The 21466-nt window shown below is 70.8% G+C and carries 23 protein-coding genes; 15 read left to right on the forward strand and 8 right to left on the reverse strand.

The annotated features are described in order from the left end of the window. The 5 genes from CQ044_RS12215 to CQ044_RS19600 all read left to right on the forward strand — a co-directional run bounded on the left by CQ044_RS12215 (window position 1) and on the right by CQ044_RS19600 (window position 4104). Complete coding sequence (locus tag CQ044_RS12215; RefSeq protein ID WP_105688707.1) at window positions 1-1776, forward strand: alpha/beta hydrolase; 1776 nt, start codon at window positions 1-3, stop codon at window positions 1774-1776. A gap of 26 nt (window positions 1777-1802) precedes the next feature. Further along, window positions 1803-2432 carry a hypothetical protein gene (locus CQ044_RS12220; RefSeq protein ID WP_105688708.1) on the forward strand — a complete coding sequence of 210 codons (630 nt, stop codon included), beginning with the start codon at window positions 1803-1805 and terminating at the stop codon, window positions 2430-2432. 96 nt (window positions 2433-2528) lie between these two features. Continuing rightward, on the forward strand, window positions 2529-3371 hold the full coding sequence (locus CQ044_RS12225; protein WP_258133288.1) for an HAD-IIA family hydrolase: 843 nt from the start codon (window positions 2529-2531) through the stop codon (window positions 3369-3371). Between the two features lie 8 nt (window positions 3372-3379). Continuing rightward, window positions 3380-3952 (forward strand): YdeI family protein, encoded by a 573-nt coding sequence (locus CQ044_RS12230; protein ID WP_105688709.1) that lies wholly within the window; start codon window positions 3380-3382, stop codon window positions 3950-3952. Continuing rightward, window positions 3949-4104 (forward strand): hypothetical protein, encoded by a 156-nt coding sequence (locus tag CQ044_RS19600; protein WP_181158302.1) that lies wholly within the window; start codon window positions 3949-3951, stop codon window positions 4102-4104. The genes CQ044_RS12230 and CQ044_RS19600 overlap by 4 nt, the downstream gene beginning before the upstream one ends. Before the next feature lie 114 nt (window positions 4105-4218). Here the strand turns inward: CQ044_RS19600 and CQ044_RS12235 are convergent, their stop codons facing one another. The 3 genes from CQ044_RS12235 to pyrE form a co-directional block, all read right to left on the reverse strand. Next, on the reverse strand, window positions 4219-5400 hold the full coding sequence (locus CQ044_RS12235; RefSeq protein WP_105688710.1) for an anhydro-N-acetylmuramic acid kinase: 1182 nt from the start codon (window positions 5398-5400) through the stop codon (window positions 4219-4221). A gap of 2 nt (window positions 5401-5402) precedes the next feature. Beyond that, entirely contained in the window at window positions 5403-6326 is a 924-nt protein-coding gene (locus CQ044_RS12240) for an ROK family protein (RefSeq protein WP_105688711.1), read from the reverse strand. Window positions 6327-6441: 115 nt separating this feature from the next. Continuing rightward, entirely contained in the window at window positions 6442-7017 is a 576-nt protein-coding gene (gene pyrE / locus CQ044_RS12245) for an orotate phosphoribosyltransferase (protein WP_105688712.1), read from the reverse strand. A gap of 270 nt (window positions 7018-7287) precedes the next feature. Between pyrE and CQ044_RS12250 the strand changes: the two genes are divergently transcribed. The 3 genes from CQ044_RS12250 to CQ044_RS12260 all read left to right on the forward strand — a co-directional run bounded on the left by CQ044_RS12250 (window position 7288) and on the right by CQ044_RS12260 (window position 10567). Further along, on the forward strand, window positions 7288-7830 hold the full coding sequence (locus CQ044_RS12250) for a YbhB/YbcL family Raf kinase inhibitor-like protein (RefSeq protein ID WP_105688713.1): 543 nt from the start codon (window positions 7288-7290) through the stop codon (window positions 7828-7830). A 128-nt stretch (window positions 7831-7958) separates the two neighbouring features. Beyond that, entirely contained in the window at window positions 7959-8390 is a 432-nt protein-coding gene (locus CQ044_RS12255; RefSeq protein WP_105688714.1) for a heme-binding protein, read from the forward strand. Continuing rightward, the gene (locus CQ044_RS12260; protein ID WP_105688715.1) at window positions 8387-10567 is read left to right on the forward strand and encodes a malate synthase G; all 2181 of its coding nucleotides are present in this window, start codon (window positions 8387-8389) and stop codon (window positions 10565-10567) included. The genes CQ044_RS12255 and CQ044_RS12260 overlap by 4 nt, the downstream gene beginning before the upstream one ends. A 116-nt stretch (window positions 10568-10683) precedes the next feature. On the opposite strand, the gene CQ044_RS12265 is transcribed toward CQ044_RS12260, so the two are convergent. Further along, window positions 10684-11211: a DUF6611 family protein gene (locus CQ044_RS12265; RefSeq protein WP_105688716.1), complete on the reverse strand. Its 528-nt coding sequence runs from the start codon at window positions 11209-11211 to the stop codon at window positions 10684-10686. A gap of 167 nt (window positions 11212-11378) precedes the next feature. On the opposite strand from CQ044_RS12265, the gene CQ044_RS12270 reads away from it, so the two are divergent. Beyond that, the gene (locus tag CQ044_RS12270) at window positions 11379-12224 is read left to right on the forward strand and encodes an exodeoxyribonuclease III (RefSeq protein WP_105688717.1); all 846 of its coding nucleotides are present in this window, start codon (window positions 11379-11381) and stop codon (window positions 12222-12224) included. Continuing rightward, complete coding sequence (locus CQ044_RS12275) at window positions 12224-13144, forward strand: HAD family hydrolase (protein ID WP_105688718.1); 921 nt, start codon at window positions 12224-12226, stop codon at window positions 13142-13144. The genes CQ044_RS12270 and CQ044_RS12275 overlap by 1 nt, the downstream gene beginning before the upstream one ends. Before the next feature lie 46 nt (window positions 13145-13190). On the opposite strand, the gene CQ044_RS12280 is transcribed toward CQ044_RS12275, so the two are convergent. From CQ044_RS12280 to CQ044_RS12295, 4 genes are all read right to left on the reverse strand, one after another. Beyond that, entirely contained in the window at window positions 13191-14891 is a 1701-nt protein-coding gene (locus CQ044_RS12280; protein WP_181158303.1) for a collagen binding domain-containing protein, read from the reverse strand. Between the two features lie 316 nt (window positions 14892-15207). After that, window positions 15208-15825, reverse strand: a complete 618-nt coding sequence (locus CQ044_RS12285) for a dihydrofolate reductase family protein (protein ID WP_105688720.1) — start codon at window positions 15823-15825, stop codon at window positions 15208-15210. A gap of 77 nt (window positions 15826-15902) precedes the next feature. Then, complete coding sequence (locus CQ044_RS12290; protein ID WP_105688721.1) at window positions 15903-16583, reverse strand: helix-turn-helix domain-containing protein; 681 nt, start codon at window positions 16581-16583, stop codon at window positions 15903-15905. 18 nt (window positions 16584-16601) lie between these two features. Next, a complete protein-coding gene (locus CQ044_RS12295; RefSeq protein WP_105688722.1) occupies window positions 16602-17042 on the reverse strand; it encodes a VOC family protein in 441 nt (146 codons plus the stop codon). 135 nt (window positions 17043-17177) lie between these two features. Between CQ044_RS12295 and CQ044_RS12300 the strand changes: the two genes are divergently transcribed. From CQ044_RS12300 to CQ044_RS12320, 5 genes are all read left to right on the forward strand, one after another. Then, window positions 17178-18476 (forward strand): sensor histidine kinase, encoded by a 1299-nt coding sequence (locus tag CQ044_RS12300; RefSeq protein ID WP_105688723.1) that lies wholly within the window; start codon window positions 17178-17180, stop codon window positions 18474-18476. Continuing rightward, the gene (locus CQ044_RS12305; protein ID WP_105688724.1) at window positions 18473-19183 is read left to right on the forward strand and encodes a response regulator transcription factor; all 711 of its coding nucleotides are present in this window, start codon (window positions 18473-18475) and stop codon (window positions 19181-19183) included. The genes CQ044_RS12300 and CQ044_RS12305 overlap by 4 nt, the downstream gene beginning before the upstream one ends. Before the next feature lie 148 nt (window positions 19184-19331). After that, entirely contained in the window at window positions 19332-20549 is a 1218-nt protein-coding gene (locus tag CQ044_RS12310; protein WP_105688725.1) for a benzoate/H(+) symporter BenE family transporter, read from the forward strand. Window positions 20550-20768: 219 nt separating this feature from the next. After that, on the forward strand, window positions 20769-21032 hold the full coding sequence (locus CQ044_RS12315; RefSeq protein ID WP_105688726.1) for an AbrB/MazE/SpoVT family DNA-binding domain-containing protein: 264 nt from the start codon (window positions 20769-20771) through the stop codon (window positions 21030-21032). Window positions 21033-21034: 2 nt separating this feature from the next. Further along, window positions 21035-21448 (forward strand): PIN domain-containing protein, encoded by a 414-nt coding sequence (locus tag CQ044_RS12320; protein WP_105688727.1) that lies wholly within the window; start codon window positions 21035-21037, stop codon window positions 21446-21448. Window positions 21449-21466: the final 18 nt, after the last annotated feature.

A 21466-nucleotide genomic window follows, 5' to 3' on the forward strand; every position in this document is an offset into this window, starting at 1 on the left:
ATGGCTTCTCCGAAGGGCTACCTGTTCGAACGCATCGAATACGACGCCGGGCTCATGAACACGCTCGCCGAGAACCTCGGAAAAGCCGAGGATGCCGTGCAGCTCCTCACGATCGCGCTCTTCAACACCTCGAATGAGCTGGAGGGGCGCGGCAAGGCGATCACGGACCTCCGTGCCACAGCCTCCGAGGTGTCGACAGCCCTGACTCCGACCACGAAGCGCATCACGAGGATCAAGAACCTGGTCCTCGCGTACGGCACCGACACGGAGAGCCACGCCGGACGCGCCAACCAGCAGATGGCAGACGTCGTCGACGCGCAGAAGGCTCTGACAGCAGCCGAGACCGATCTCGCGGATGCACGAGACTCCTTGAGCGCTTGGCAGCACAGCGACGCGTACAAGACCTGGAAGTCCGCAGGCGACGAGGCGCCGAGCCGCGGAACCCTCACGAAGGACAACAGCCTCCGAAACGCCGCCGAGGAGGCAAAGACCGCTCTCGCCCTCGCACGATCGGCGCTCGACGATGCCTGGGCCGCATGGGAGCGGTCTTTCGAGTCGTGGGACGACGCGTACGCGCGTGCGCTCGCCGCGCTCGCGGGAGTCGATGACGGCTACGCCTCTCCTGGCGACAAGACCTTCCTGACATCGCTCGCCGACGCCGACACCCCCGCCGAGGTCGCAGCGATCTGGGATCGCCTGGATGACAAGGCCAAGCAGGCGTACGCGGCGAGGTATCCGGACCTCATCGGCAACCTCGAGGGCGTGCCGTACGCGTACCGGATCGCGGCAAACGTGGTGAACCTCGAGGCGGCGAGCAGGACCGACTGGGGTGATCCTGTCGATGAGCAGATCCAGGTGCTCCTGGGAGAGCTGCGAGCAGGCGGCATGCCTGTCTCCCTGAACCTGTTCGACAAGGCTCAGGGCACGGCGGCGATGCTCTACGTCAACGGAGTCAGCTACGAACCGGGATCGTCGAAGGATCCGCTGGCGGGGGTCACGAATCTCACGGTGCTGCTCGGCGGGATGGACACCCAGGTCACGCACATGGACACCTGGGGCGAGACCGCACGCCAGGTGAACAAGTCGGTCGGGTCCGGAAGCGCGACGATCGTCTGGTTCGGCTACGACACCCCCGACAAGCTGTCTGTGGCGCGCATGGATCAGGCCGTCACCGGCGCGGAATCGCTCACGAGCTTTCTTCGCGGGCTCGATCACGTCGCGCCCGCGAACGCGGTCACGACCGTCGTCGGGCATTCCTATGGCAGCACGACCGCGTTCCTCGCCGTCGGGAGCGCCCCGGACGATCTCGGCGTCGACCGTCTCATCGCCATCGGTTCCGCGGGACTCACGGATCGGGCGCTGGGAGGCGGCGTCGTCGATTATTCGGGCACGGAGATCTACGCGTCGACGTCTCCCGAGGACAACTGGGCACGAAAGGGTCGTTGGGCTCCGGAGAGCCCCTTCTCGTGGGGAACGCACGCCATCGATCCCGGCAGCCTCGACGGTGCGGTGAACTTCGACAGCAACGGTGGCTACCTGCCCAACACCGACGGTTCCGAGCCGTCGGAACGACGTCACGACGGCGAAGAGCTCCTGCAGACCCCCGGCCACGGCACCCACCAGGAGGGTGACTGGTTCCTCGACACCGAGGGATATCCGGGTGGATACCTGGATGACAGGTCCGAGTCGTACGCGAACATCATCGGCATCATCAAGGACGGCCAGTCGGTGACGACGCCCGGAGGGTACGGCAGCGATGATTGGTGGCTGTGGTGAGCCTTCGGAAGCGAGTCTTGAGACGAATGGCGGTCGGCATGGTGCTGGCCTCGATGGGAGCGATCGTGATGACCGGATGCCAGCAGGAGACCGCGCCGACCGGCGATGCCCTGTACGCCGACGCGGAGAAGACGTACTTCGAGTACCGAGGGCTCGTGAACGAGGCGCTGTCGGTCATCTCGACCGGGCCGTGGTCGATCGACCACACGGGTGACTATGGAATGCTGCCGGGGCGTTGCGATCACAACGCCGGCTATCAGTTCGACATGGCCAGGAGCCTGCAGATCGACATCGCCGACCGGGAGCGCTACGCGGATGCCGTGATGAAGCATCTCGAAGCCGCGGGCATGTCCCCGAGCCGAGGAGCGCTCGGATCCGGCGACCGCGAACTCATCCAGGTCAGCGTCGACGATGAAGGAGGGTTCGAGAAGATCCTCTTCACATTCGGCTACGACAGTCGTGTCCTGTTGGACGCGTCCACGACCTGCCGCCCCGGCGACGCCTTCGCACTGGCAGACCTGATCTTCGGCGACGAGCACTTCCTCGGCGACTACCTGCCCGCCGAAGAGTCCCCGACGGATCCGCTCTTCTTCGGCATCACCCCCGGAGAACCGAAGTTGCGCACACCGACCTCGACGCCCACGCCGACCGCATAGGGCGGGCCTGCCGTCGCGGGCGCGAAGGCGTCGCGGGGCGCGCCGCGTCGCCCCAGCCGTCATCCGCCCGTAATGTCGCGCCCCTAGGCTGTGTGCATGGTCGAACGCGCGGACATCGAATGCTGGCTCACCGACATGGACGGCGTGCTCGTGCACGAGAACGACGCCCTGCCCGGCGCCGCCGACCTGCTGGCCGGATGGGAGCGGGACGGGATCCCCTACCTCGTCCTCACGAACAACTCGATCTTCACCGCGCGCGACCTCTCCGCCCGCCTCCGGTCGAGCGGCCTGCACGTGCCGGAGGAGCGGATCTGGACCTCCGCCCTCGCGACCGCCGACTTCCTCAAGCAGCAGCTGCCGGGCGGATCCGCGTTCGTGATCGGCGAGGCCGGGATCCTCACGGCCCTGCACGAGGCGGGCTTCATCATGACGGAGACGGATCCCGACTTCGTCGTGGTCGGCGAGACCCGCAACTACTCGTTCGAGGCGATCACGAAGGCGATCCGCCTCATCGAGGGCGGCGCCCGCTTCATCGTCACGAACCCCGACGCCACCGGCCCCAGCGCCGACGGCCCGATGCCGGCGACCGGCGCGATCGCGGCCCTCATCACGAAGGCCACGGGCAAGGACCCGTACGTGGTCGGCAAGCCGAACCCGATGATGTTCCGCTCGGCGCTCAACAAGATCGGCGCGCATTCGAAGAAGACCGGCATGATCGGCGACCGCATGGACACCGACATCGTCGCCGGCATCGAAGCGGGCCTGCACACCGTGCTCGTGCTCACCGGCATCAGCGACCGCGCCGAGATCGAGAAGTACCCGTTCCGCCCGGATGAGATCGTCGGCGGCGTGATCGACCTGGTCCGGGAGGCGCCGGAGACCGCCGGCCCTTCGGCAGGCTCAGGGACCGGGGCCGCAGGCTCGGGCACCGAGGACTGAGCGTTCCGATGGGCGCACTCGACCAGGGCGTGAGGGTCACCGCGGCGGACGCGGCGACCTGGCGCGCCTGGCTGGCCGAGAACCACGCGACCGCGACCGGCGCCTGGCTGGTGCGGCCTCGTCCGGGCAACGACGACGTGCACGTCGGCTACGAGGAGGCGATCCTGCAGGCGCTGTGCTTCGGCTGGATCGACGGGCCCGTGCGCAGCTTCGACGAGCGCCTCGGCGGCCTGTGGTTCGCGCCGCGGCGCGCGTCCAGCGGCTGGGCCGCCACGAACAAGGCCAGGGTCGCGCTGCTCGAGGAGGCGGGACTGCTCGAGGCCGCGGGCATCCGCGCGATCGAGGTCGCCAAGGCGAACGGCGCCTGGAGCGTGCTGGACGGCCCCGAGGCCGGGATCGAGCCCGACGACCTCACAGCCGCTCTCGATGCCTTCCCCGCCGGCCGCGCGGGATGGGACGCCTTCCCGCCGTCGGCGAAGAAGGTCGGCCTGACGCAGATCGCGATGGCGAAGCGGGCCGAGACCAGGGCCGCGCGGATCGCGAAGATCGTCGCCGATGCGGCGGAGGGGAAGCGACCATGAGCTCGAACCCGATCCTCTGGGTCGCCGCCGTCATCGCGCTCGGCACGCTCGCCGCGTGGATCGTGCAGATCGTGCTCAGCCGGCGCCGCCGCGACGATGGCCGCGGCCCGTGGTGGGAAGGCCCCTGGGACGAGGACGAGCGGGACCGCTGACGCTCGGCCGGCAGCGACCGCTGACGCTCAGCCCCGCGGCAATCGCCGCCCCGGCCGGCGAGCGACCGCTGACGCTCAGCCCGCAGCGACCGCTCGCCCCGGCCGCCGCCGCCCTCAGTCCAGCGTGAGCGACGCGATCCCGGCGACCGGCTCCGGCAGCCGGAGCGGGTCGGATCCAGGCGAGATCGTGCCCAGGATCCGTGGCGCGTCCGCGCCGGTCGCGCCGGGCAGTACGGCGGGCACGCCATGCAGCGTGCACCAGCCGATGAGCGCGAACAGGATCGCCTCCTTGGCGTCGGCGGGAGCGCCGAGCGCGTCGGCCGACACGACCTCGACGCCATCGAGCGCGGCGCGCAGGCCCTCCATGACGACCGGGTTGTGCGCCCCGCCGCCGGAGACGGCGAGGAGGGCCACGCCTCGTGCCGCGATGTCGCGCGCGACCGTCCGCACGGTGAGCTCGGTGAGCGTGCGCACGAGATCGGCGTCGGCGATGCCTCGACCCTGCGCGGCGAGGTGGTCCTGCACGTACGCGAGGTGGAAATGCTCCTTGCCCGTGCTCTTCGGCGCGGGCAGCGCGTAGTACGGGTCGTCCAGGAGCGCGGCGAGGAGGTCCTCGTCCACAAGACCGGCGGCCGCGATCAGTCCGTCGGCGTCGTAGCCGCGCTCGTCGAGCCCTCGATCCTGGATCACCGCGTCGATGAGCGCGTTCGCCGGGCCGATGTCGTAGCCGAGCACCGGGCCGGATCCGACCACAGTCACGTTGGCGATGCCGCCCAGGTTGAGCGCGGCGGCGGCACCGCCCGCGGGCAGGGCGTTCCGCAGCAGGAGGTCGTCGAGGAGCGAGACGAGCGGCGCGCCCTGGCCCCCTGCGGCGATGTCGCGGATCCGCACGTCGGAGACGACGGGTGCGCCCGTGCGCTCCGCGATCCATGCGGGCTGGCCGACCTGCAGCGTGCCGCGCGCGCGACCCTCCTCGATCCAGTGGAAAACCGTCTGCCCGTGCGAGCACACGGCGTCCACGCCGCCCACCGCGTCCGCCGCAGCGGCCGCGGCCTCGGCGAACGCCTGGCCGATCAGGGTGTCGAGCTCGCACACCTCTGCGAGCGTCGTCGCGGCGGGAGGCAGCGCCGCCACGAGGCGGGCCCGCAGCTCGGGCGCGTACGGGGTCTCGGCCGTGTGCAGCACGGTCCCCCGCAGCAACGCGCCGTGCGCCTGAATGCCCTCGACGCGGAACTCCACGACGGCGGCGTCGATCCCGTCATGGGACGTGCCGGACTGCAGACCGAGGACGCGCATGACTACCGCAGCACGAGCGCCGCGGCGCCGATGAGCGGCCCCTCGTCGCCGAGCCCGGAGCGCACGACGCGTGTGCGGCGGGAGTAGTCGTGCTGCGCGGTCTCGGTGAGCGCGGCCTGCACGAGGTCGATGTAGTCGTCGGCGACGCGGGAGAAGCCGCCGCCGATCGCGACGACCTCCAGGTCCACGAGCGTCGAGGCGTCGGCGAGCGCCGCGCCCACCGTGCGGGCCGAGCGCTCGATCGCGGCGCGCGCGATCGCATCGCCCGCCTTCGCGTCACGGGCCAGGTCCTCGCCCTGCTGCCCTGTCCATCCCTGCGTGCGGGCCCAGGCCACGCTCGCGGGGCCGGAGGCGACCTGCTCGACCGTGAGGTCCGGCGTCGCGTGCACCTGGCCGAGATGGCCGGCATTGCCCGAGGATCCTGGCAGGTAGCGGCCGTCCACGACGAACCCGCCGCCGACGCCGGTCGACACCACGATCGAGAGCGACGCCGCGGCGCCCCGCGTGGCGCCGTATCGCGCCTCGGCGAGAGCGAGGCAGCCGCCGTCGTGAGCGAGCACCGTCTCGACCGGCGCCCCGTGCTCCGCCTCGGCGGCGGACCGCACGGCGTCGCGCAGCCCGAAACCGTGCGCACCGGGCATGTTCACCGGCACGATCGCACCCTGCTCGCGGTCCACAGGTCCGGCGCTGCCGATGCCGGCGCCGACGAGCTCGTCCTCGGGGGCGCGTCCGGCGAGCGCATGGGCGACGACCTCGCCGATCGCCGTGCGCAGCGAGTCCAAGGTCGCATCGGGACCCGTCGCGCGACGGCTGCGCGTGCCGTCGACGACCGTCCCGTCAGCGCGCACCAGGGCGGCCTCGAGCTTGGTCCCGCCCACGTCGACGGCGAGCGCGACCCGACGGTCTTCCGTTGCGGATCCGGTCATGCGGCACTCCTCACATCGGGGACGGATGCACGATCGAGAGCCGGACGCACGACGGAATCCTGGATCCGGTCGTGCAGGCGTCGCGGCGTCGTGCAGACGTCCCGGGACGAAACGGTCACTGCGGGTCGAGCCCGAGGTCTTCGAGGTCGATCGCGGCGAGCCACTGCAGGCCCGCGGCCTCGATCGCGGCCTGTGCACCGGTCTTGCGGTCGACGATGGAGATCACGGCGACCGGCTCGGCGCCGGCGGCGCGCAGCACCTCGACGGCCTTGAGCGGGGATCCGCCCGTGGTCGACGTGTCCTCGACGACCACCACGCGCTTGCCCGTGACGTCGGCGCCCTCGATCTGACGTCCGCGACCGTGATCCTTGGGCTCCTTGCGCACCACGAAGGCGTCGACCGGGGATCCGGCGCGCACGGACTCGTGCATGACGGCGTTCGCGATCGGATCGGCACCCAGGGTCAGACCGCCGACGGCGGCGATGCCGTCGAGGCCCTGCATGAGGTCGAGCACGATGCGCCCGATCGCGGGCGCGGCCCTGTGATCGAGCGTGAGCCGGCGCATGTCGACGTAGTAGGTCGCCTGTTTGCCGCTGGCCAGAATGAAGTCTCCGTGGAACACCGCCTCGTCCTTGATCAGGGCGATGAGGGCCTGGCGGTCGGCTTCGAGTTCGGGGGTGCTGAGCGTCACGGCTCAAGTCTAGGAGCGTGCGCGGGCGTGAGCGAAGCGCCCTCCTCTCGCTCACGTCGCAGAAACTACCGTTCTGAGCGCCGAAGAGCGGCATCTTCTGCGACGGGAGCGGTCATCGGATCCGGATCCGGGCGCCGGACAGTCCGGATCCGCACGCCGGATGGATCGGATCCGCGCTGGTCGCGTCCGGCCTGACGGTGCGAGGATGGGCCGTGGTCGCCACGGCGCCGCGAACGACGCGACGCAAGCGGCCGCGACTGGAGGTCCCGCATGCTCGATGTCGACACCTACGCCGCCCTCGCCCGGCTGAAGCCGGTGCCTCCGCTGGAGCTCTCCAGCCCCGACTTCGATGCGGACGGGCCGCTGCCGGTCTGGGCGTGGTCGGAGTCCCGCGGCGGGGACGACCGCTCCCCTGCGCTCGTGTGGGGCGAGCCGCCGGCCGGCACGAAGAGCTTCGCCCTCTCGGTCTACGACCCTGACGCGCCGACCGGATCCGGCTTCTGGCACTGGGCCGTCGCGAACATCCCCGCCGACGTGCGCTCGCTGCCCGCGGGCGCGGGCGACGGCGAACCCGGATCCCTCCCGGCCCAGGCGATCACCGTGCCGAACGAAGCCAGGCTGCCGCGCTACATCGGCGCCGCTCCGCCCGCCGGCACCGGGGTGCACCGCTACGTCATCACCGTCGATGCGCTCGACATCGAGGAGATCGACCTGGACGGCGACGAGACGCCCGCCTATCTCGGCTTCAACCGGCACTTCCACGTGCTGGCGCGCGGGATCCTGGTCGGGACGGCGGACCCCTCCGAGCGTTGATCCGACCGGATGGGATACCAATCCTCAACCCATTTCTTTCAACAGGTGGAACTTAAGATTCACATTGTGGTAATCTCCTCGCGAAGGTAATCTCGGCATCGAGATAAATCACGCCGAGGGAGACGCCGATGTCCACGCACCGACAGACCGTCACGATCACGTACGAGACGGCCGCCCGCGCCGTGGCCCTCGCCCTCGAGATCGGCGCAGAACGCGGCCTGCCCACCGTGGCCTCCGTCGCGGATCCGTCGATGACGCTCATCGCCTACGGCATGGCCGACGGCTCGACCCCGCACAGCGCCGACACGTCGCAGCGCAAGGCGAAGAGCAGCGCGTCGATCCGCCGCCGCACCGGCCAGATCGCCGAGACGCTCTCCGCGGCCCTGCCCCTCGGCACGGGCGGCACCATGACCACGATCGACGGGGGCGTGCCGATCTTCTTCGGCGAGCACCACGTCGGCGGCCTCGGCATCGCCGGAGGCCCTCCCGCGCTCGACGCGGAGATCGCCCTGGAGACCCTCAAGCGCCTCGGCGCCCGCACCGAAGGAATGGAACTATGACCTCGTACCTCTCTCGCGCAGACCTGTCGGTCGCCGCGCCGATCGTCGAGTTCGCTGAAGCGTCGCTTGCCGATTCCGGTCGCGACGCCACGGCGTTCTGGGCGGGCGTGAGCGAGATCGTGCACGACCTGGTGCCGCGCAACGCCGCGCTGCTCGCCCGGCGCGATGAGCTGCAGCAGCAGATCGACGAGTTCCACCGCCAGAACCCCGGGCAGCCGGATCCGGCCGCCTACCGCGCCTTCCTCACCGAGATCGGCTACCTGGTCCCGGTTCCGGAGCAGGTCTCGGTGACCACCGAGAACGTCGACCCCGAGATCGCCACGATGGCGGGCCCCCAGCTCGTCGTCCCGCTGCTGAACGCCCGCTTCGCCCTGAACGCCGCGAACGCCCGCTGGGGATCGCTGTACGACGCGCTCTACGGCACCGACGCGATCGAGCGCACGGGCGAGCTCGCCCCCGGCTCCGAGTTCAACCCGGCCCGCGCCGCCGCCGTCGTCTCCTTCGGGCGCGAGCTTCTCGACGAGATCGCTCCGCTGGCCGAGGGCTCGCACCGCGATGCCACGGGCTACCGTGTCGACGCCGACGGCCTCGTCGTCTCGACCGCGTCCGGCGACCGCCGCCTGGCGGATCCGGCGCGCTTCGTCGGCTACACGGGCGGCGCCGAGTCGCCGGCCACCGTGCTGCTCGTGCAGAACGGCCTGCACGCCGAGATCCTGGTGGACCGCACCGGAGCCATCGGCCGCACCGACGCGGCAGGCGTGCAGGACATCATCCTCGAGTCCGCGCTCACCGCGATCCTCGACCTGGAGGACTCGGTCGCCGCGGTCGACGGCGACGACAAGGCGCTCGGATACCGCAACTGGCGCGGCTTCATGGACGGCACCCTCACCGAGTCCGTCACCAAGGGCGGCAAGACGTTCACCCGCTCGCTGGCCGCCGACCGCGTGTACCGCACGGCCGACGGCGGCGAGATCGCCCTCCCGGGCCGTGCCGTGCTGTTCGTCCGCAACGTCGGCCACCTCATGCGCACCCCCGCGGTGCTGGACCGCCACGGCGACGAGGTGTTCGAGGGCATCCTCGACGCGATCATGACCGCGCTCGGATCCCTTCCCGAGCTCGAGGGCGCGAACAAGGGCACCAACTCGCGCACCGGATCCATGTACATCGTGAAGCCGAAGATGCACGGGCCGGAGGAGGTCGCGTTCGCCGCCGAGCTGTTCGACCGCGTCGAGCAGCTCCTGGGCCTCCCCGCCGGCACCATGAAGGTCGGCATCATGGACGAGGAGCGCCGCACCTCGGCGAACCTCGCCGCGTCGATCGCCGCCGCGAGCGACCGCGTGGTCTTCATCAACACGGGATTCCTCGACCGCACGGGCGACGAGATCCACACCTCGCTGCACGCCGGCCCGTTCCTGCCGAAGGCCGGGATCAAGGCGCAGCCGTTCATGCAGGCGTACGAGGACCGCAACGTCGCGATCGGCGTCGCGAGCGGCCTGAGCGGACGCGCCCAGATCGGCAAGGGCATGTGGGCGGAGCCCGACCTCATGCACGACATGCTGGAGAAGAAGATCGCGCACCCGCGCGCGGGAGCCTCGACCGCCTGGGTGCCGTCGCCCACCGCCGCGACCCTGCACGCCCTGCACTACCACCAGGTCGACGCGTTCGCCGCGCGCGCTGCGCTGCCTGCGGTCTCGGACGAGGCGCTGGACCGCCTGCTGGTGCCGCCGCTCGCCCCCGAGGGCTCGCTGACGCCCGAGATCGTCGCGACCGAGGTGGACAACAACGTGCAGTCGATCCTCGGCTATGTGGTGCGCTGGATCGACCAGGGCATCGGCGTCTCGAAGGTGCCGGACATCCACGACGTCGGCCTCATGGAGGACCGCGCCACGCTGCGCATCTCGAGCCAGCTGCTGGCCAACTGGCTGCGGCACGGCGTGATCACCGAGGCGCAGATCGACGACAGCCTGCGCCGCCTGGCCGTGGTCGTCGACGCGCAGAACGCGGGCGACGCGAACTACGAGCCGCTCGCATTCGCGGAGGGATCCGCCCCCGGCATCGCGTTCACCGCCGCCCGACGCCTCATCACCGAGGGCGCCGCGCAGCCGAGCGGCTACACCGAGCCGCTGCTGCACGGCCTGCGTCGCGAGAAGAAGGCCGAGCAGCTCGCCCGCGTCTGACCCTCCCCCGCATCTGGCCCTCCTACTTCTTCCACTTCCGAGTCGTCCCCCTGAGCGGACCCCATGGGGTGCGCTCATGGGGACGACTCGATGATGGGGGCGCTCGGAGAGGGGCGTCAGGCCTGGGCGTGGGCGTAGGTCGCGCGCCAGACCTGCAGGAAGCGCTCCGGATCCATCGCGCCGGCCCGATAGTCCTCGCTCGCCTGCTGCATGGCGTCGGCGAGCGCGTCGAGGCGGCGCTGCGCCTCGCGATCCGCGGTGTCGGGCCGGAGTCCCGAGGTGCACGACGCGACCCGCGCCGCGTCGTGCCGCACGGCGCGGGTGCTCCGCGCCAGGACGATGCCGGCCGCGATCGCGACCGCAGCGATCACCACGAGCGCGATCAGCGGGGAGACTCCCGCGGCCGCGAACCCGATCCAGGTGAGCAGCGCACCCCCGGCGACGACCGTACCGAACATGCGGGACAGCTCCGCCCAGCGCCGGTCGCTCTCCGATGCGTCCGGCGAGTAGATGACGAGCTCGCTCGAGACGACGCCGTACCGGCTGACCGAGCGCGACAGATGGCCCCAGTGCGGGCGGGGCCGGCGCGCGACCGCCGCCGGATGCCGGTGCTCCGAGGGCGTGAACCGCTGTTCCATGACCATGGATCCACCCTGCGCCGCCGTCCGCAGCCCGGATCGAGTCCCTACGGAACGCAAACGGGTGCGGCCCGGATCCCTGCGCTTCCCGTACGGGACCGTTACAGGAGGACGGCCGGCAGCAGCATCGTCCCGCGACCGGCGATGTCCCCGCCCGCCCGTAGGCTGGATCCATGCGCCTGGCCACCTGGAACGTCAACTCCATCCGCACCCGCGTCGCCCGCACCGTCGAGTTCGCCGTGCGCGAGGACATCGACGTGCTCGCGATGCAGGAGATCAAGTGCAAGCCGGAGCAGTTCCCGTATGCACCCTTCGAGGAGGCCGGTTACCACGTCGAGGTGCACGGCCTGAACCAGTGGAATGGCGTCGCGATCGCTAGCCGTGAGCCGATGACCGACGTGCGCACGTCCTTCGACGGGATGCCGGGCTTCGCCAAGGGCCACGAGGGCCCCGATGCGCCGCTCGAGGCCAGGGCGCTCGGCGCGATCGTGAACGGCGTCCGCGTCTGGAGCCTGTACGTGCCCAATGGCCGCTCGCTCGACGACCCGCACCTCGCGTACAAGCTGCACTGGCTCGACGCGCTGCGTACCTCGACCTCGGCCGAGCTCGCCGCGACTCCCGGACTGCCCCTCGCGCTCGTCGGAGACTTCAACATCATCCCCTTCGACCACGACAACGGGGATCCGGACATCGTCGTCGGACGCTCCACGCACGTCTCCCCCGAGGAGCGCGCGGCCTTCTTCGCACTGGAGTCGGCGGGCGTGCACGACGTCGTGCGACCGCTGCTGCCCGAGGGCTACACGTACTGGGACTACCAGCGGCTCAAGTTCCCGCGCAACGAGGGCATCCGGATCGACTTCGTGCTGGGGTCCTCTGCCCTCGCCGATGCCGTCAAGGGCGCTTCGATCCATCGCGAGGAGCGCAAGGGCGAGCAGCCCAGCGACCATGTGCCGGTGGTCGTCGACCTCGAGCTCGGTGGCGCCGAGGACGACGGCGACATGCCGATGATCTTCGCCTGATGAGCACGATCACGGATCCCGCTCCGGGACCCCTCCCCCGGTCCCTGAGCGAGGAGCGCAGCGACGAGACGAAGGGCGCCGCGGTCGATGGAAACCCGGTCACCCGCCCCCGGATCCGCCTGATCGCGACGGATCTCGACGGCACCCTGCTGGATCCCGCGAGCCGCGTGAGCGCGCGCACGCGCGCCGCCCTCGATGCCGCCCGCGCCGCCGGGATCGTCGTGGTGCCGGTGACCGCGCGGCAGCCGATCGGCCTGCGCGCGGTCGCCGCTGACGCGGGCTTCGACGGCTGGGCACTGTGCGGCAACGGGGCGTACGGCGTCCACCTGGACACGCACGAGCAGCTGTTCGCCACGGAGATCGCCGTGTCGGTGCAGCGGCGGATCGCGCACGAGCTGGGCACGCGGATCGACGGTCTGCTGTTCGCGAGCGTGCGCGAGGCCGGTGAGGTCTTCGTCGCCCAGGCAGGCTATGCCGACGTCGCGACGCACGGCGACCACAAGCGGGATCCGGCGTCGATGGGCGCGGTCCCGCTCACCGAGGTGCTGGCCGCGCCGAGTCTGAAGCTCGTGATCCGGCACGCCGTCGTCACCCCTGCCGAGATCTTCGACGCTCTGGGCACCCTGGACCAGAGCGGCTTCGAGGCTACGCTGTCCGGCGCGCCGTTCGTCGAAGTCATGGCGGAGGGCGTCACCAAGGCCACCGGGCTCGCGCACCTGTGCGACAGGCTCGGCATCGACCGCAGCGAGGTCCTCGCTTTCGGCGACGCGCTCAACGACGTCGAGATGCTGCGCTGGGCGGGCCGGGGCGTCGCGATGGCGAACGCCGAGCCCGAGGCCCTCGCCGCCGCGGACGAGGTCGCCCCCTCGAACGCCGAGGACGGCGTCGCGGTCATGATCGAGCGGGTGCTCGCGGGCTGAACGACGGCGGGGCCGGGGGCGAACCCCGGCCCCGCCGCCTGTCATGTCAGGCCCTGCGGCGGATGCGGATCACCGCGAGGCCGAGGAGCAGCATCAGCGCGCCGCCCAGCAGCGCCGCGCTAGGGATCTCCGCGCCGGTCGCCGCGAGCTGCGCGGTGCCGGATCCGGAGGCGGATGCCGTCGTGGAGCCTGAGCCCTGCCCCGCGCTACCGGGATCCGTCACAGGTCCGCCTGGCCCGGGCACGGTGAGGGACACACTCCCGGCGACGAATGAGTAGGCCCCCGTGAGCGTGATCTCGTGAGTGCCCGCAGCGGTGTCAGTCGGAAGAGTGACCGTGGTGACCACAGCCCCGCTCTCGTCGGCCTTGACGGAGGCCAACTCCACCGGCGTGGAGTGCAGCACGATGCTGACGGGCTCCCCCGGCACGAAGCCGGATCCGCTCACGGTGAGGGTGTCCCCCGGCCGCGCCGACGTGCTGGAAAGCGAGACGGCGGCAGGGATCGACGCCAGATCGAAGTCGATTCCGGTGACATCGCTCGCTCCGAGGACGACCGGAGTCGATTCAGCCTCGGAGGTCGCGTGCGAATAGTACTGCCGTGCGTAAGTGTGCTCCTGGAGCTCGGCGCCCTGAGCCACGAGGGTGTAGGTGCCGGCAGGGACCTTGATGCTGTAGCTGCCGTCCTGGTGCGCGTACCCCATGCCGACCTGCTTCCCGCCCGCCCAGGCGACGATCGCGATGCTGGGCTCGGGTCCACTGCCGAGGCCCGGCACCCCATCGAGGCTGACCGTGCCCCGGATGAACAGCGCCTGGTCGAGGTCGGCATCCACGCCGGTCGCGTCGTGACCGGAACTGACGGTCACCGGCGTCGCATCCGCAATGGTCTGCGCGTTCTGCCAGTACTCCGTGAGCAGGCTCTCGCCGTACGGCCGGAACTGCACGGCGTAGGTGCCCTCAGCGACCTGCAGGCTGTACGAGCCGTCGCTTTCGATCGAGGCCGAGAACCACCCTGCGGAACCGCTCGCGGTCACGGAGCCGCTCACGGGACTCCCGTCCGACGCCGCGACAACGTGACCGCTGATCGTCGCGCCGGCTGCCAGAGCCGCATCCATGCCGGTCGTCCCGTAGTCCGCCTGCACCGCCGCCTGCCGGTATTGCGGCAGCAGCAGACCGGCCGGATCGGTGAATCGGAGCTGGTACGCCCCTGGCGCCATGCCCGACAGGCGGTACGTGCCCGCGTCGTCCGTCGTCGCCAGGTACTGACCGTTGGCCAAACTGCTGGCGCTCACTTGGATGCCGGCGAGGGGGGATCCGTCCGCCGCCCGCGTCACGGTGCCGCTGATCGAACCTGCAGAGACCAGAGCGACATCGACACCGGTGACGGCCTGATCGGCCACGACCTCCACCGGGGTGGAGGCAGCGGAGCTCCTCGTACCACCCCACCACTGCATGACGTAGTCGCTCGAGCCCTGAGCGAACGACACGAGGTAGGTCCCCGGTGTGAGCCCGTCGACGGAGAAGGTCCCGTCGGAAGCGGTCGTCGCCGACTCGCCCGCGCTGAAGTCCTGGAGCACCACGTGCACCAGCACGCCCGCCGCCGGCTGTCCATCCGCGGAGCGGGTCACGGTCCCGCTGACGGAACCCGTCCCGGGCGTCGGGTCGGCATTCGCCACCCCTGCTCCGGTGAACATCAGCGCCGCGGCGAGCAGCGCGGTGAGCGCGCCCTTCCAGCCGCGGCGTCCGGACACGCCTGTAGACATCCTGTTCCCCCCATCGGGTCAGCGGCCGCCCTCCATCGGGTCGGACCGGAGCCTGGAGGAACCAGGCGTCGATGCAATCTATCGGCATAGGGTTCTCTCAGGAAAGAGGGAATTCCTGCCACCTGATGCGGACATGGGAACAGCCGCATCCCCAGAGTGCGGCTGTTCGGGTCAACGTCCCCGCGCGTTACGGATGACTGTAGTTTCGCGGCGCTCCGCCAGCTAGGCGGAGCCGCGATATTCCGGTCACGAATCCGACACGGCGCAACGCCCGCGCCCGGCGCCGGCGCACGTCGTCACATCGTCACATCGTGCCGGTGGTGGGCTCACCCGGCAGCGGCGCGTAGCGCAGCAAGAGCGTGCTGGCATCGCCCGATTCGGCGTGGACGAGCTGCATGTTCGCGGGGCGGGCGCCGTCGGGGAACACCTTCTTGCCCTGGCCGAGCACGATCGGGTACACCCACAGCTGCAGCTCGTCGTAGAGCTGCTCGGCGAGCAGTGTCTGCACGAAGTCGACGCTCCCGATCACGTGCACGTCCCGGTGGTTCTCGCGCATCGCGGCGATCTCCGCGGGCAGGTCCGCTCCGACCCTGCTGCTGCCCTGCCAGTCGAGCTCGATCCCGGCGTCGCGGGACGCCACGTACTTCGGCACGCGGTTGAAGAGCTCCCCGATGAAGCCCTCCGGTCCGGTGGTGTGCTCCGGCCAGTAGCCGGCGAAGATGTCATAGGTGCGCCGCCCCAGCAGCAGCGCGTCGAGGGTCTCCATGCCCTCGGTCACGCTGCGCATGACCGCCTCGCTCGGCAGCGTCGCCTGCCAGCCGCCGAAGCGGAAGCCGTCGCTCGTGTCCTCCTCCGGCCCTCCCGGGGCCTGGGCCACGCCGTCGAGCGTCGTGAACAGGTCGATGATGATGCGTCCGGTCATGATGTGCTCCTTCGTGGTCGGGCCCTTCGACTGGCTCAGGGACCGACGGTTGGCTGTGCCTGCTCCCTCGGGCGACGCTACGCCGCGAGGGGGGCGATGCGGAAGGTCTGGGCGAAGTCCTTCAGGATCCGCTCGTCGCCGCGGACGACCGCGACCAGATCCCGGGCGATCGCCTCCGCCGGAGTGACATCCCCGGCGATGAGATGCCGGATGCCGGGACCGGCGACGATGACCGCCTCCGGATCGCCGAGGGGCACCGCTCCGCCGACGGGCGGAGCGGGCGGGGCGAGCTGCACGACCGCGAGCACGCCGTCGTGGACGATCGCCCGCAGCGCGACGGCGCCGACGTGCAGCTCCACATCCAGCGGCGTTGCACGCTCGGCGCGGAACGCGGTGCGCAGCGCCATCGTGAGCGAGTCGGGTGTGACGACATCGCCCTCGTCCGGCTCCCCCATGGCCTGGAAGCCCCAGCGCCCGAGCGCGAGCATCACCGGTTCGAGCGCGCGGCCGTACGGCGTGAGCTCGTAGACGAGACCGCATCCGTGCAGCGGCACCCGGCGCACGACCCCGCCCTCCTGCAGCTCCTTGAGCCGGGTGGACAGGATGTTCGTCGGGATGCGCGGAAGCCCCACCTTGAGATCCGTGTAGCGGCGCGGTCCGACGAGCAGATCGCGCACGATGAGCAGCGCCCAGCGCTCGCCGATCAGCTCGACGGCCGTGGTGACGCCGCAGTACTGGCCGTAGCTTCGTGCGGCCATGTCAGCACCCGCCCTGCATCAGGAGGTCACGTCACTCGCCGCGGCCACCGGCGCCTCGGCCCCCTGCTCTCCCGCCGGCACCATGTAGAGGAATCCGAGCGAGTTGCCGTCGGGGTCGTCCAGGTCGCGCGAGTACATGAATCCGTAGTCCTGCGCGGGCTGGGGCTCGGTGCCGCCCGCGGCGAGCCCCTTGGCGATCGCGGCATCGACCTCCTCCCGGGAGCCGAGGGCGAACGACGCGGACGTCTGCAGCGAGACCTTCGGATCCACGATCGGCTTCTCGGTGAAGGTCGCGAAGAACTCCCGCGTGATCATCATGAAGTAGACGTTGTCATCCCAGACGACGCAGACCCCGTTCTCGTCGGACATCTCCGGGTTGATCGCGCAGCCGAGCGCCGTATAGAAGGCCTTGGTGCGCTCGAGGTCGGTGACGGGCAGGCTGATGAAGACGTTCGTCATGCTGGCTCCTCTGTCGGTGGGCCCTCCTTCGGGTCCGTTGTCATTAGCTTGCTTTTAACAAGCACGCTTGTCAAGAGCAAGCAAGTCCGCCGTGCGGGGGATGCTCTCCGGCGACGCCCGCCCTACGGTGGAGGGATGCCGCCGTTCACCCGCACCCCGACCTCGCGCGAACTGCGGCAGGACGTGCTCCTGGCCGGCGTCGTGCTCGTGGGCGGGATCCTGAGCGCCGCCCTGTCATCGATCGCGAAGGTCTACGGCACGGCGCAGGCCGAGCTGTGGACCGCGATCCCGTACGTCGTCGTCATCTCCGCGGCGCTCGCGGTGCGGAGGAGATGGCCCGCCGCGGTCGCCGTCGTGGTGTCGCTCGCCTTCGTGGTGGCGACCTCGCTGCACGTCCCCGAGATCTACGCCGGCAACATCGCGATGTTCATCGGCCTCTACACGGTGGGCGCCTGGATGAACGCGCGCCGCCGGGCGTTCCTGGTGCGCGCGGGGATCATCGTCGTGATGGCCGTGTGGCTCGTCATCGAGATGTACCGGCAGGCGATCGATCAAGCGCACAAGGCCGATGTCGTGGCCGGGATGTTCTCACCGCTCGTGGCGTTCCTCATGCTGCAGGTGCTGCTGAACGTGCTGTACTTCGGCGGGGCCTACTATTTCGGCGAACGCAGCTGGGCCGCCGCCCGTCAGCGCGCGGCACTCGAGCAGCGCACCGCCGAGCTCGAGCACGAACGGGCGCTCAGCGCCGCCCAGGCGGTTGCGCTGGACCGCGTGCGCATCGCTCGCGAACTGCACGACGTGGTCGCGCACCACGTCTCGGTCATGGGCGTGCAGGCGGGCGCCGCGCGCATGATGATCCCGCAGGATCCGCAGGCCGCCACCGCGATCGTCGCCGGCATCGAGGCCTCGGCCCGCGACGCCATCCGCGACTTCCATCAGCTCCTCGACACGCTGCGCGCCCCCGGCGACAGCGACGACGGCTCCTCGACCGTCGGGATCGACGACATCGCGGAGCTCGCCGCGGCGTCGACCGCGGCGGGCCTGCCCACGCGACTGCAGGTGGTCGGCGAGGCCGTGCCGGTGCCGCGCGTGACCGCGGTCAACCTCTACCGGATCGCCCAGGAGTCGCTCACGAACGCCCGCCGTCACGCCGGCCCCGACGCCGTCGCGGATGTGAGGATCCGCTACGAGCAGGGCTCCGTCGAGCTCGAGGTCGTGAACACGGGGCGGGTGGTCACGGGGCTCCGTCCCGGTCTCGGCCAGCTCGGCATGCGCGAGCGGGCGACCGCGTCCGGCGGGTCGATCGAGCTCGTGGCCCGTCCGGCCGGCGGATTCCGGGTGCGGGCGACGCTGCCCGTGGCCGCGACGCCAGCCGGCGGCGCCGTGGTGGAGTCGGCACGCGGTGCGCTGAGCGACCGGAGGAAGGCGAAGTGAGCGCTCCGACCCGCGTGCTGATCGTCGACGACCACGCCATGCTCCGGGCGGGCTTCCGCACGATCCTCGATCTGCAGCCCGACATCGAAGTCGTCGGCGAGGCCGGCACCGGATCCGAGGCCGTGGATCTCGCCGGATCCGTGCTGCCCGACGTGATCACGATGGATGTGCAGATGCCCGACATGGACGGGCTCGAAGCGACCCGGCGGATCAGGGCCGACGGGCGGATCCACGCATCGATCGCGATCGTGACGACCTTCGACCGCGACGACTACCTGTTCGACGCGCTGGACGCCGGCGCGAGCGGCTTCCTGCTGAAGAACGCCGGCCCCGAGGAGCTCGTCGCGGCCGTTCGCGCCCTGGCCGCCGGCGACGGCATGCTCGCGCCCGAGGTGACCCGCCGGGTGCTGCAGCGGTTCGCGACGCGGACGGCCGAGGCGGCCGGGATCCCGGGCCCCGAGCGGCACTCGACCACGGCGACCGGATCCACCGCCCTCCCGAGTGCGGCACTGCCCGAGCCGCTCACCGACCGGGAGGCCGAGGTGCTGCGGCTGGTCGCCGAGGCCTGGAGCAACGCCGAGATCGCGGCCGAGCTGTTCATCGGCGAGGCGACCGTGAAGACGCACGTGTCGCGCATCCTGCAGAAGCTCGGCGCCCGCGACCGCGTGCAGGCGGTGGTGCTGGCGCACCGGCTGGGCCTGGCGTAGTCGCGCCGCGTCGGTTCCGCGTCGGTTCCGCGTCGGCTTTCGCAGGACGTGTGCCACTCTGCAGGCGGATCCCGCTGTCTCCGTCCTGCGGAGTTGCACGCGTCCTGCAGAGTGGGCCGGCGCGCCCGCGCCCCGCTAGCCTCTCCCCATGTCCGAAACCGCGAGCCCCCCGGCGCCCCGCCGTCGCACGTCGCCGTCCCGACCGATCATGGCCGGGGTCGTCACGGCGCTCGTCGGGTTCACGAGCTCGTTCGCGGTGGTGCTCACCGGCCTCGCCGCGGTCGGCGCGACCCACGCTCAGGCCGCGAGCGGACTGCTCGCGCTCTGTCTCACGATGGGCGTCGCCGGCCTCGTGCTGGCCTGGCGCTATCGCATGCCCATCACCTCGGCCTGGTCGACGCCGGGCGCGGCGCTGCTCGCCGCGTCGGGCTCGATCGAGGGAGGCTGGCCCGCCGCCGTCGGCGCCTTCCTGATCGTCGCCGGTCTCATCCTGCTCACGGCGCTCGTGCCGCAACTCGGATCCCTCATCGCCGCGATCCCGCCGTCGATCGCGCAGGCCATGCTCGCCGGCGTGCTGCTGCCGCTGTGCCTCGCTCCGATCACCGGGCTCGGTAAGAACCCGTGGGCGGTGATCCCTGTGATCCTGACCTGGCTGGTGTTCGCCCGGCTCGCGCCCCGCTGGGCTGTACCGCTGGCGTTCGTCGCGGCGACGGTGGTCATCGTGATCGGGATCGTCACCCGCAGCTCTCCGACGGGTTCTGGAACCGTCCTGGATCCGGCGGCGCTGCTGCCGCACCTCGAGTTCACGATGCCGACGTTCACCGTCGGGGCGCTCGTCGGCATCGCCCTGCCGCTGTTCATCGTGACGATGGCGTCGCAGAACGTGCCCGGCGTGGCTGTGATGCGCAGCTTCGGTTACGAGGTGCCGTGGCGTCCGGCCATGCTCGCGACCGGCATCGGCAGCGCCCTCGGCGCCTCCACCGGCGGACACGCGATCAACCTCGCCGCGATCAGCGCGGCCCTCGCCGCCGCCCCCGACGCGGAGCCGGATCCGAAGCGCCGCTGGATCGCCGGCGTCTCGAGCGGTGCGTCGTACCTGGTGCTGGGCGCGTTCTCGGCCGCGTTCGCCGCGCTCGTGGTGCTCGCCCCCGTCGCGGTGATCCCGGCCGTCGCCGGCCTCGCACTCTTCGGCGCGTTCGGATCCGCCGTGCAGCAGGCCATCGACGACCCCGGCGAGCGCACCCCCGCCGTGGTGACGTTCCTCGTGGCCGCCTCCGGCATGGCGTTCTGGGGCGTCAGCGCCGCGTTCTGGGCGCTCCTCGCCGGCCTGCTCGTCCGCGCCGTCCTGCACCTCGGTCGCCGCTGACCACTCCCCTACTTCCGAGTCGTCCCCGTGAGCGCACGCTATGGCCTCCGCTGACGGGGACGACTCGATAGGTGGGGCACGCCGTCTCCGAGTCGTCCCTGTCAGCGCACGCAATAGCCTCCGCTGAGAGGGACGACTCGAAGAGTGGATCCTTACTCTTGCGCCTATCTCCTTTCAGGCGGATCCTGGAAAGGAGGATGCGTCCGAGGAGGAATCATCATGCCGATCGCCACGATGACGAGCAAGGGCCAGATCACCCTGCCCAAGGAGATGCGCGACGAGCTGAAGCTCGTGGCCGGGTCCAAGGTCATGTTCGTACGGCTGCCCACCGGACAGTACTCCGTGGTGCCGAAGACAGGGAGCATCTCCGCCATCTTCGGGATGCTGCATCGCGAAGGTGCACCAGTTCTGACGATCGAGCAGATGGACGACGCGGTCGCGGAGGCGGTCGCCGAGGATGACGCGCGGACCCGGAGCATCTGACAATGCTGGTTCCGCATGCGATGACCGGCATCGATACCAACGTCATCCTGCGCGCTGCCCTCGATGACGACCCGGTGCAGTCCCGCCTGGCACAAGAGCTGCTCGAGAGTCTGACGCGCGAGGCGCCGGGTTTCGTGACGATGGTCACCCTCGCCGAGGTCTTCTGGATCGTCCGCAGCCGGGAGGGCTTCAGCAAGGACACCGCGCTTGCCCTCATCCGCGGCCTCGTCGAATCCGACGTTCTGGAGTTCGACGACGGCGAGGGGGTCGTGCGGGCGCTCGAAGCCGCCGGCGACGGTGCCGACTTCGCCGACGCGCTGATCGACAGCACCATGGCGCAGTTCGGCGTCACGGAGACCGTGACCTTCGATCGCCGCGCGGCACAGCGTCTCGGATGGCGTCTGCTCGAGGGCTGACTCCGGCCCGCTCCCCCG

Source organism: Microbacterium sp. MYb64 (assembly GCF_002979495.1).
GTDB classification, from domain to species: Bacteria; Actinomycetota; Actinomycetes; order Actinomycetales; family Microbacteriaceae; genus Microbacterium; species Microbacterium azadirachtae_A.

Coding starts and splice junctions, on each gene's coding strand:
- CQ044_RS12215 (WP_105688707.1), top strand. CDS start 1: ATGGCTTCTCCGAAGGGCTACCTGTTCGAACGCATCGAATACGACGCC.
- CQ044_RS12220 (WP_105688708.1), top strand. CDS start 1,803: ATGGCGGTCGGCATGGTGCTGGCCTCGATGGGAGCGATCGTGATGACC.
- CQ044_RS12225 (WP_258133288.1), top strand. CDS start 2,529: ATGGTCGAACGCGCGGACATCGAATGCTGGCTCACCGACATGGACGGC.
- CQ044_RS12230 (WP_105688709.1), top strand. CDS start 3,380: ATGGGCGCACTCGACCAGGGCGTGAGGGTCACCGCGGCGGACGCGGCG.
- CQ044_RS19600 (WP_181158302.1), top strand. CDS start 3,949: ATGAGCTCGAACCCGATCCTCTGGGTCGCCGCCGTCATCGCGCTCGGC.
- CQ044_RS12235 (WP_105688710.1), bottom strand. CDS start 5,400: ATGCGCGTCCTCGGTCTGCAGTCCGGCACGTCCCATGACGGGATCGAC.
- CQ044_RS12240 (WP_105688711.1), bottom strand. CDS start 6,326: ATGACCGGATCCGCAACGGAAGACCGTCGGGTCGCGCTCGCCGTCGAC.
- CQ044_RS12250 (WP_105688713.1), top strand. CDS start 7,288: ATGCTCGATGTCGACACCTACGCCGCCCTCGCCCGGCTGAAGCCGGTG.
- CQ044_RS12255 (WP_105688714.1), top strand. CDS start 7,959: ATGTCCACGCACCGACAGACCGTCACGATCACGTACGAGACGGCCGCC.
- CQ044_RS12260 (WP_105688715.1), top strand. CDS start 8,387: ATGACCTCGTACCTCTCTCGCGCAGACCTGTCGGTCGCCGCGCCGATC.
- CQ044_RS12265 (WP_105688716.1), bottom strand. CDS start 11,211: ATGGTCATGGAACAGCGGTTCACGCCCTCGGAGCACCGGCATCCGGCG.
- CQ044_RS12270 (WP_105688717.1), top strand. CDS start 11,379: ATGCGCCTGGCCACCTGGAACGTCAACTCCATCCGCACCCGCGTCGCC.
- CQ044_RS12275 (WP_105688718.1), top strand. CDS start 12,224: ATGAGCACGATCACGGATCCCGCTCCGGGACCCCTCCCCCGGTCCCTG.
- CQ044_RS12285 (WP_105688720.1), bottom strand. CDS start 15,825: ATGACCGGACGCATCATCATCGACCTGTTCACGACGCTCGACGGCGTG.
- CQ044_RS12290 (WP_105688721.1), bottom strand. CDS start 16,583: ATGGCCGCACGAAGCTACGGCCAGTACTGCGGCGTCACCACGGCCGTC.
- CQ044_RS12295 (WP_105688722.1), bottom strand. CDS start 17,042: ATGACGAACGTCTTCATCAGCCTGCCCGTCACCGACCTCGAGCGCACC.
- CQ044_RS12300 (WP_105688723.1), top strand. CDS start 17,178: ATGCCGCCGTTCACCCGCACCCCGACCTCGCGCGAACTGCGGCAGGAC.
- CQ044_RS12310 (WP_105688725.1), top strand. CDS start 19,332: ATGTCCGAAACCGCGAGCCCCCCGGCGCCCCGCCGTCGCACGTCGCCG.
- CQ044_RS12315 (WP_105688726.1), top strand. CDS start 20,769: ATGCCGATCGCCACGATGACGAGCAAGGGCCAGATCACCCTGCCCAAG.
- CQ044_RS12320 (WP_105688727.1), top strand. CDS start 21,035: ATGCTGGTTCCGCATGCGATGACCGGCATCGATACCAACGTCATCCTG.